Raw genomic sequence first — 8872 nt, 5'->3', positions numbered from 1 at the left:
CGTAGGCGTGCATGTCGCCGAACAGGCTCTTTTTCCAGCCGCCGAAGCCGTGCCAGGCCATCGGCACCGGGATCGGCACGTTGATGCCGACCATGCCGACGTTCACGCGCGCCGCAAATTCACGCGCGGCATGGCCGTTGCGAGTGAAGATCGCCACGCCATTGCCGTACTGGTGCTTGCTGGGCAGTTCGAGCGCCTGTTCGAAATTCTCGGCGCGCACGATCTGCAGCACGGGGCCAAAGATCTCGTTGTGGTAGCTGTCCATGTCGGTCGTCACATGATCGATCAGCGTGGGGCCGACGAAGAAGCCATTTTCATGCCCCTGCAGCGTGAAGCCGCGCCCATCGACAACCAGTTCGCCGCCTTCATCAACGCACTTTGCGATCCAGCCTTCGACCTTCTCCTTGTGCGCCTGCGTGACGACAGGGCCGTAATGCGCTTCGGGATCGGTCGAAATGCCGACCTTGAGCGCGTGGATCGCCGGGATCAGCTTTGCGCGCAGGCGCTCTGCCGTGTCATGCCCAACAGGTACAACAACCGGCAGCGCCATGCAGCGTTCGCCCGCCGAACCGAAAGCCGCACCGCACAGGTCATTCACCACCTGATCAAGGTCAGCGTCGGGCATGACAATACCGTGGTTCTTGGCCCCACCCATCGCCTGCACGCGCTTTCCAGCAGCAACGCCGCGATTGTAGACGTAATGCGCGATGTCCGAAGAACCGACGAAGCTGATCGCACCGATGGCCGGGTGATCAAGGATCGCATCGACCATTTCCTTGTCGCCGTGGACGACCTGGCAGATGCCTTCGGGCAGGCCCGCTTCGATGAACAGTTCGGCCAAGCGCACCGGCACCGAGGGATCACGCTCGGAAGGCTTGATGATGAAGGCGTTGCCGGTGGCAATCGCAATGGCGCTCATCCACAACGGGATCATGCCGGGGAAGTTGAATGGCGTAATGCCTGCACCAATGCCGATCGGCTGGCGCATCGAATACACGTCGATACCCGGGCCTGCGCCCTGCGTATATTCGCCCTTCATGATGTGCGGAAGACCGCAGGCAAACTCAACAACTTCAAGACCGCGCTGAATGTCGCCCTTGGAATCGGCAATCACTTTGCCGTGTTCGGACGACAGCATGTGCGCCAGCGCATCCATGTTCGCCTCGACCAGTTCCTTGAAACGGAACATCACGCGTGCGCGGCGCTGCGGGTTCGTCATTGCCCAAGCGGGCTGCGCCTTCAACGCGGCCTGCACCGCACGCTCAAGCGTTTCTGCTGTGCCAAGCGCGACTTGCGCCTGAACGCCGCCATTGTTGGGATCGAAGATGTCCCCCTTGCGCGCGGGCGCATCGCCAGAGCCGCCAACGATGAAATGGTCTATGAGACGCATGGATTTTCCTCTTTCCCGAAACTTTCTGCCGCTTTGATGCGCCCACCAAAGATTGCAGGCAAGAGGTGAATATGCGAAGTTAACCTGCAATAATGCAGGTGACCTTATGCAGCCGAACGACTGGAACGACTTTCAGACCTTCATAGCGGTGGCCCGCGCCGGGCAACTTGCCCGCGCGGCGGCGGCGATGGGGGTTGATGCCACCACAATCGGGCGCCGCCTGCGCCGCCTTGAGACACGCACCGGGGCAACGCTGTTTGAACAGACGCGCGAAGGGCAAGTGCTCACCGAGGCGGGCGAGGCGATGCTGGCCGAGGTAGAGGCGATGGATCAGGCCGCCAGCCGCATTGCCGAACATGCAGCTGCCGGTGGCGGCATTGCGGGCACTTTGCGGATCAGCCTGTCCGAAGGTTTCGGTAGTTGGATCGTGGCCCCTGCCCTGCGCGATTTCATCGAGGCCAACCCTAGGCTGGTGGTCGATCTGGTCGCGTCATCGGGCTTCCTCAGTCCGTCCAAGCGCGAGGCCGATCTTGCTGTCACGCTTTCGCGGCCGCGTGCAGGGCCGGTGATCGCAGGCAAACTTTCGGACTACACGTTGCGGCTCTACGCCACGCGCGGCTATCTCTCGCAGAAGGGCCTGCCCGAACGACCTGCCGAACTGGCGCATGGACACCGCCTCGTCGGTTACATCCCCGATCTGCTCTATGCGCCCGAACTGCGCTATCTGGCGGAAATCGAGCCGGACCTTGCTGCCAATGTCCGCTCATCGTCCATCAACGCACAGCACCGCATGATCGCGGCGGGCGCAGGGATCGGCGTGCTGCCGTGCTTCATCGGCGATGCCGACAAATGGCTTGTCCCGGTGCTGCCGGACCAGCGCGTGACCCGCTCGTTCTGGCTGGTGATGCACAAGGACACGCACAATCTGGCCAGAGTGCGCGCGTTCAAGGACTGGCTGACGGCGTTGGTGTCACGGGAGCGGGGGCGCAGAGGGTGCTTTGAAGGTCAGGCCTTCGCCACCGGCGCGCCTTCACCCAGATCTTCGTACCACGCCTCAACCACGCCGTTCAGCTTGATCGTCAGCGGATTGCCCTTGCGGTCCATGCTCTTGCCCGCCTGCACGCGCACCCAGCCTTCGGAAATGCAATATTCCTCGACATTGTTGCGCACCACATCCTTGAAGCGGATGCCGATGCCACGGCGCAATTTGGCCTCATCGAAATGCGGGCTGCGCGGATTGATGGCAAGCCGGTCTGGCGGCACGTCAGGGCCGGAGGTCACGGATGCACCTTCTGGCGCGGATTCGGGCTGAATGGTTTCGTCGGTCATGGCCTGCGCAAATATCTTGATCGCCCCACTTGTCAATCAAACCAACTCGTCGTAATGGCCCGCCCCTGTCACAAGGTCGGGTATTCGACCAGTGCTGACGGGCGCGTAGCTCAGTGGTAGAGCACACCCTTCACACGGGTGGGGTCGCAGGTTCAATCCCTGCCGCGCCCACCATCTTTTCAATGATCTGGAAGAGATGGTAGCCTGCATCGTCAGGCTTGTGGCATGCAAACTATCTTGGTTCTCAACCACACGTTGCGGCTTCATTTTGGCGCAGATCAATGAATTGCTAATATAACCAGGCATGGTGGACCATCATCAGATGGAGGATCCCATGTTCAAGTTGAATGTCGGCGGTATTGACCGCGTACTTCGCATCGTTCTCGGCCTCGCGCTCATCGCCATAGTCTTTGTCGGCCCGCAAACGCCGTGGGGCTGGATCGGCGTGGTGCCGCTGCTGACCGGCCTGATGCGCACTTGCCCGCTCTACACCCTGATCGGCGTTAACACCTGTCCAAGGCGCTAAGGCCCACTTGCCAGTCCCGGATCGAGGCGGCATAGCCGCGCCCATGCATGATATCCGCCTGATCCGCGAAAACGCCGAAGCTTTCGATGCCGCCCTCGCCCGCCGAGGCGTGGACGCCGTGGCTGCCTCGATCCTCGAAATGGACACCCGCCGCCGCGACATTGCTACGCGGATGCAGGAGGTGCAGGCGCGCCGCAACGAGGCTTCGAAGGCCATCGGTGCGGCTATGGGCAAGGGTGACAAGGACACCGCCGAAGCGCTCAAGGCCGAAGTCGCCGCGCTGAAGACCGAGCTGCCCGCGCTGGAGGAAGACGAGCGCACGCAGACCGCACTGCAGAACGCTGCACTCTCGGCCATTCCGAACCTCCCCGCCGATGGCGTGCCTGAGGGTGAGGACGAGGCCGGCAACGTCGAAGTCAGCCGCTGGGGCACACCGCGGGACTTTGCGTTCACGCCCAAAGAGCACGCCGACATCGGCCCCGTGCTTGGCCTCGATTTTGAGACCGGCGCACTGATCGCTGGCGCGCGCTTCACTTTCCTGAGAGGTGGAATGGCCCGCCTGCACCGCGCGCTGGCGCAGTTCATGCTGGATCGGCAGACGGGTGAGAACGGCTATCTCGAATGCATCCCGCCACTGCTGGTCAAGGACGAGGCCGTGTTCGGCACGGGCCAGTTGCCCAAGTTTTCCGAAGACCTGTTCCGCACGACGGACCGCCGCTGGTTGATCCCCACCGCCGAAGTCAGCCTGACCAACGCCGTGCAGGGACAGATCCTGAACGATGCGCAGTTGCCCTTGCGGATGACCGCGCTGACCCCGTGTTTCCGGTCTGAAGCAGGCGCCGCCGGGCGCGACACGCGTGGGTTCATCCGCCAGCACCAGTTTGAAAAGGTTGAACTCGTCTCGATCACGCGGCCAGAGGATTCCGAAGCCGAGCATGAGCGCATGACGGCCTGCGCCGAAGGTGTGCTGCAGGCGCTGGGCCTGCCCTATCGCAAGATGCTGCTTTGCACCGGCGACATGGGCTTTACCGCGCGCAAGACCTATGATCTTGAAGTCTGGTTGCCGGGGCAGAACGCCTATCGCGAAATCTCTTCCTGCTCCAACTGCGGCGATTTTCAGGCGCGGCGGATGAATGCGCGCTATCGGCCTGTGGAAGCGAAAGGCACCGAATTCGTCCACACCCTCAATGGTTCGGGCCTTGCCGTGGGCCGCACTCTGGTGGCAGTCTTGGAAAACTACCAGCAGGAGGACGGATCGGTGGACGTGCCTGAAGTGCTGCTTCCCTACATGGGCGGGCTGACCCGTCTGGTGCCGCTCGCCGGATGAGGCACCTGCTTGCTGCGATGGCGTTGCTGGCTGCAACGCCCCTCGTGGCGCAAGGCAGCACGCGTGCCCCAATCGTGGCGTGGACCTATACCGTGAAGGCTGGCGATACTTTTGCCGACATCGCGCGCCGCTGGAGCGTGGACATGGCCGCGCTGGGCGACGCGAACGGCATTCCCAGTCCCTATGTCATCCGTATTGGCCAGGTGTTGAAGCGCCCTGATCCCAACACCACGTCTCAACCCACTCCCGCACCGTTGCCCCAACCAACCGCAGCGCCGGTTGCGACACCCAAGGCCGTGCCGCGTCCTGCACCCGCCCCGCGTCCAGCGCCGCCACTGCGCCCGCCGCTCACCCCGCGTGAATCCGATGCCCCGCGCCTGCAATGGCCGACCGAGGGCGCAGTCGTTACCCGGTTTGGTGATGGTGTCTCGGGCATCCCATCCAACGGCATCGATCTTGCCGCGCTCTATGGCACAAAGGTCCGCGCGGCGGCTGCCGGAACTGTGCTTTATGCCGGCAGAGAGCCGCAGCGCTTCGGGCAACTCATCCTGATTGATCACGGCCACGGCTTCGTCACCGCTTATGCCTATCTCGGCACGATGACGGTGAAAGAAGGTGACAAGGTGACCGCGTTTGAACGTATTGCGCTGGTTGGCAAGAGCGGCGAGGCAAAGCGCCCTACCGTCCATTTCGAGCTGCGCCGCAACAACGTGCCGCGCGATCCCGAACTCTACCTGCCGCCACGGCTATAGAGCGATGGACCTGCATCTCCTGCGGCGCGGTGGACGCAAACCCGGCCACGTTCTGCGGCGCGCACTGAAAGTCCCGGTGTGGGCTGATCTTGGCCTAAGGCTTGGCGCGGCATTCGGGCTGGTCGCCATCGTGGTGCTGGTTCACTGGATCGACCGGGCGGGGCTGAAAGACACGCACGACGGCCAGATCAGCTTCCTCGATGTCGTTTATTTCACGATGATCTCGATTACCACCACCGGCTTTGGCGACATTGCCCCGGTAAGCGACCGTTCGCGCCTGATCGAGGCGGTGATCGTTACGCCCATCCGCATTGCGGTGCTCTTCATCTTCGTCGGCACGGCCTACAATTTCATCATCAAGCGCAGCTGGGAAAGGTTTCGCATGGCGCAGATCCAGAAGAACCTCACCAACCACATCATCGTCCTTGGCTTTGGCGTATCGGGATCAGAGGCGGTGGCAGAACTGATCGCGCGCGGCACCTCGCCGGAATGCATCGTGGTGATCGATCCCAGCGAAGCGCGCCTCGAAGCCGCGTCGCGGCTCGGCTGCAATGTGATGGCGGGCGATGCCACGCGCGATGCCACGCTGCTGGATGTGAATGTCGACAAGGCCAGCGCCATCCTTGTTTCCGCTGGGCGCGACGACACTTCCATTCTGATCACGCTGACCGCGCGGCATATTGCGCCCGGCGTGCCGATCAGCACGGTCGTGCGCGCGGCGGACAACGAAGGCCTCGCGCGGCAGGCGGGCGCGTCTACCGTGATAAACCCGGTGCGCTTTACCGGCCTGCTCATGGCGGGATCGGCCCACGGAACGCATGTGGCAGATTACATCACGGACCTCGCCTCTATCGAAGGCCGTGTGCAGCTGGTTGAGCGCACGGTTACCGCCGCAGAAGTGGGCAAATCGCTGTCCGCCCTGTCCAGCGGACGTGGCCTTCGCATCTATCGCGATGGGGGAACAATCGGCTTTTGGGAACCTGCCGCTGCCGAACTGAAAGCGGGCGACGTGATCGTGGAAATCACGCCTACGCCAGCATGAACGCCAGCCCCATCGAGAGATAGGCAACCAGCCAGAACCCGCCGTCAATCAGCGCCAGCCGCGTGCTGATGCGCTGCTGCGAATAGCTGATCCACAGCGAGGGGACGACAAAAGCGATGGCCAACCCGCCCGACATCATGAAGTAAAGCCACCACTTCACGTCCAGCGTTGCCGCGCCGACGCGGGCGAACATATGACCCATCATCGTGGCAGAAATGAACAGCAACGCCGCCGATAACGCCGTGGTGCGTGCAGGCGAGCGGCGAATGCCCAGCTTGCCCGGCCCCACCTCTTCCAGCCGCGCACGCCCAAACACTGGCCCGTACCATAAGGCTGATACCGCGAGCGCGGCAAACGTTGCCAGGATGACAGCCATCCAGTTGACTTGGCCCATTTTTTCCTTCTTTTCCAAGCCCCCGCTGGGCAGCCATGCTACGCGCCGCAAACGTGCATTGCAACGCCATGCAACACCATGATGGACCGGAGTTGACACCCGGACGTGACGTGCCGTGCATTTTAGCTTATGGGCCGCGCCATAATGGCAAGCCTCACTCCCCCCATCGTCCTTCCTGAAGCCCCCAAAATCGGCATGGTCAGCCTTGGCTGTCCCAAAGCGCTGGTCGATTCTGAACGCATCCTCACGAGGCTGCGCGCCGATGGCTATGCGATGAGCGCGGATTATGCGGGCGCCGACGTCGTGCTGGTCAACACGTGCGGCTTCCTCGATTCTGCCAAGGAGGAAAGCCTCGCCGCGATTGGCGAGGCGATTGCCGAGAATGGCCGCGTGATCGTAACCGGCTGCATGGGCAACGAAGCGGATGTGATCCGCGCGAAGTTCCCGCAAGTCCTCGCCGTTACCGGCGCGCACCAGTATGAAGCGGTGGTCGAGGCCGTGCATGAGGCCGCACCGCCCAGCATGGGACCGTATGTCGACCTGATTCCGCAGGCCGAGCCCGGTGACGTAAAGCTCACCCCGCGCCACTACGGCTATCTCAAGATTTCCGAAGGCTGCAACCACGCCTGCGCCTTCTGCATCATCCCCAGCCTGCGCGGAAAACTCGCCAGCCGCCGTATCGATGCCGTGCTGCGCGAAGCGGAAAAGCTGGTCGCCGCAGGCACCAAGGAACTGCTGGTCATCAGCCAGGACACGTCGGCCTATGGCGTGGACGTGCGGCATGAAGAACGCATGTGGAAGGGCCGCCCCGTGCGCACTCACATGACCGACCTTGCGCGCGAACTCGGCCAATTGCGCACGCCGGAAGGCGATACGCCGTGGGTGCGCCTGCACTATGTCTACCCCTACCCCCATGTCGATGCGGTGATCCCGCTGATGGCTGAAGGGCTGGTCACGCCCTACCTCGACATCCCGTTCCAACACGCCAGCCCCAGCGTGCTGCGCGCCATGAAGCGCCCGGCAAACGAGGCCAAAGTGCTCGACCGGATCAAGTCGTGGCGCGAAATCTGCCCGGACCTGACCATCCGCTCCAGCTTCGTCGTCGGCTTCCCCGGCGAGACTGAGGCGGACTTCGAATACCTTCTGGAATGGCTGGAAGAAGCCCAGCTTGATCGCGTCGGTGCCTTCCGTTTCGAACCCGTGGCGGGTGCAGCGGCAAACGATTTGCCCAACCCGGTGCCGGAACACATCAAGGAAGAGCGTTACGCCCGCCTGATGGAAAAGACCGAAGCGATCAGCGCTGCCCGGCTCACCGCCAAAATCGGTCGCACGATCAAGGTTATCATCGACGAAGTGGGCGAGCCTGACGAAGACGGCGATATCGGTGCCACCGCGCGCTCGCAGGCCGATGCCCCCGAAATCGACGGTGCGGTCTATCTGCGCAACGTGCCTGCGGACCTGCAGCCCGGCGATTTTGCGCAGGTGCTGGTCGAGGATGCGGACGCGCACGATCTCTATGGCGTGATTGAGGGCTGACGCGCATGACGCCCACCAGCCTTCTTGCCCCCACCTATCTGCAGATGCTCGGCGCGCTTTCACAGTGGCTTGGCAAAGCGGAAGCGCAACTGCCGCCCGGTGAAGCGGGCGCACTGCTATCGGCGCGGCTTGCGCCAGATATGTTTCCGCTGTCCACGCAGATTCGCTTTGCGTGTGCGCAGGCCCAGGAAGGCATGTTTCGGCTGGCTGGCAAAGACTTCCCGCCCTCGGTCGCGGCGCTGCTGGAAGAAGGGCGCAACGCAGTTGAACATCCCGGCACGATCGCCGATGCCAAGGCCCGGATTGACGAAACCCTCATGGTCGTGCGGTCAGTGCCGCAGATATCTGGTCAGGATGATCCCGAAAGGCCGATTGCGCACCAGTTGCCTATGGGCATCATCTTCGATTTCACCGCTGAACAATATGCGCGGGATTGGGCCATCGGGCAGTTCTATTTCCACGTGATGACCGCCTATGCGATATTGCGCGCGCACGGCGTTGACCTTGGCAAGGCAGATTACGTCGCGCACCTCTTTCCCTATGTAAGACCCGGAACCATGCCGCAGGGCTGAAGGC

At 62.7% G+C, this 8872-nt stretch carries 9 protein-coding genes, 1 tRNA gene and 1 pseudogene; 8 read left to right on the top strand and 3 right to left on the bottom strand.

All coding sequences use genetic code 11. From position 1 onward, the window contains the following. Positions 1-1390, bottom strand: a 1390-nt coding sequence (locus Q8R81_RS04505) for a CoA-acylating methylmalonate-semialdehyde dehydrogenase (RefSeq protein WP_305616252.1), incomplete at its 3' end; no start/stop codon positions are given. 106 nt (positions 1391-1496) lie between these two features. On the opposite strand from Q8R81_RS04505, the pseudogene Q8R81_RS04500 reads away from it, so the two are divergent. Next, positions 1497-2342: pseudogene (locus Q8R81_RS04500) on the top strand (LysR substrate-binding domain-containing protein); the annotation flags it as partial. Between the two features lie 53 nt (positions 2343-2395). Here the strand turns inward: Q8R81_RS04500 and Q8R81_RS04495 are convergent. Beyond that, complete coding sequence (locus tag Q8R81_RS04495) at positions 2396-2719, bottom strand: DUF3297 family protein (protein WP_305616251.1); 324 nt, start codon at positions 2717-2719, stop codon at positions 2396-2398. Between the two features lie 99 nt (positions 2720-2818). On the opposite strand from Q8R81_RS04495, the gene Q8R81_RS04490 reads away from it, so the two are divergent. The 5 genes from Q8R81_RS04490 (at position 2819) to Q8R81_RS04470 (ending at position 6366) form a co-directional block, all read left to right on the top strand. Beyond that, positions 2819-2893 (top strand) — tRNA-Val (locus Q8R81_RS04490). A gap of 160 nt (positions 2894-3053) precedes the next feature. After that, positions 3054-3245, top strand: coding sequence for a DUF2892 domain-containing protein (locus tag Q8R81_RS04485; RefSeq protein WP_305616250.1), 192 nt, complete (start codon positions 3054-3056; stop codon positions 3243-3245). Between the two features lie 43 nt (positions 3246-3288). After that, a complete protein-coding gene (gene serS, locus Q8R81_RS04480; RefSeq protein WP_305616249.1) occupies positions 3289-4572 on the top strand; it encodes a serine--tRNA ligase in 1284 nt (427 codons plus the stop codon). Then, the gene (locus Q8R81_RS04475; RefSeq protein ID WP_305616248.1) at positions 4569-5324 is read left to right on the top strand and encodes a M23 family metallopeptidase; all 756 of its coding nucleotides are present in this window, start codon (positions 4569-4571) and stop codon (positions 5322-5324) included. The genes serS and Q8R81_RS04475 overlap by 4 nt, the downstream gene beginning before the upstream one ends. Before the next feature lie 4 nt (positions 5325-5328). Continuing rightward, positions 5329-6366, top strand: coding sequence for a TrkA family potassium uptake protein (locus Q8R81_RS04470; RefSeq protein WP_305616247.1), 1038 nt, complete (start codon positions 5329-5331; stop codon positions 6364-6366). Here the strand turns inward: Q8R81_RS04470 and Q8R81_RS04465 are convergent. Next, positions 6353-6742, bottom strand: coding sequence for a DUF1761 domain-containing protein (locus Q8R81_RS04465; protein WP_305616246.1), 390 nt, complete (start codon positions 6740-6742; stop codon positions 6353-6355). The genes Q8R81_RS04470 and Q8R81_RS04465 overlap by 14 nt on opposite strands. 147 nt (positions 6743-6889) lie before the next feature. Between Q8R81_RS04465 and rimO the strand changes: the two genes are divergently transcribed. After that, positions 6890-8296, top strand: a complete 1407-nt coding sequence (gene rimO, locus Q8R81_RS04460; RefSeq protein ID WP_305616245.1) for a 30S ribosomal protein S12 methylthiotransferase RimO — start codon at positions 6890-6892, stop codon at positions 8294-8296. 5 nt (positions 8297-8301) lie between these two features. After that, positions 8302-8868, top strand: a complete 567-nt coding sequence (locus Q8R81_RS04455; protein WP_305616244.1) for a DUF1993 family protein — start codon at positions 8302-8304, stop codon at positions 8866-8868. Positions 8869-8872 lie beyond the last annotated feature (4 nt).

This window comes from Novosphingobium sp. (assembly GCF_030696665.1).
Classification (GTDB): Bacteria; Pseudomonadota; Alphaproteobacteria; order Sphingomonadales; family Sphingomonadaceae; genus Novosphingobium.
The sequence above is the reverse complement of the archived record's forward strand: the minus strand, read 5'-3'. Positions and strand labels throughout refer to the sequence as shown.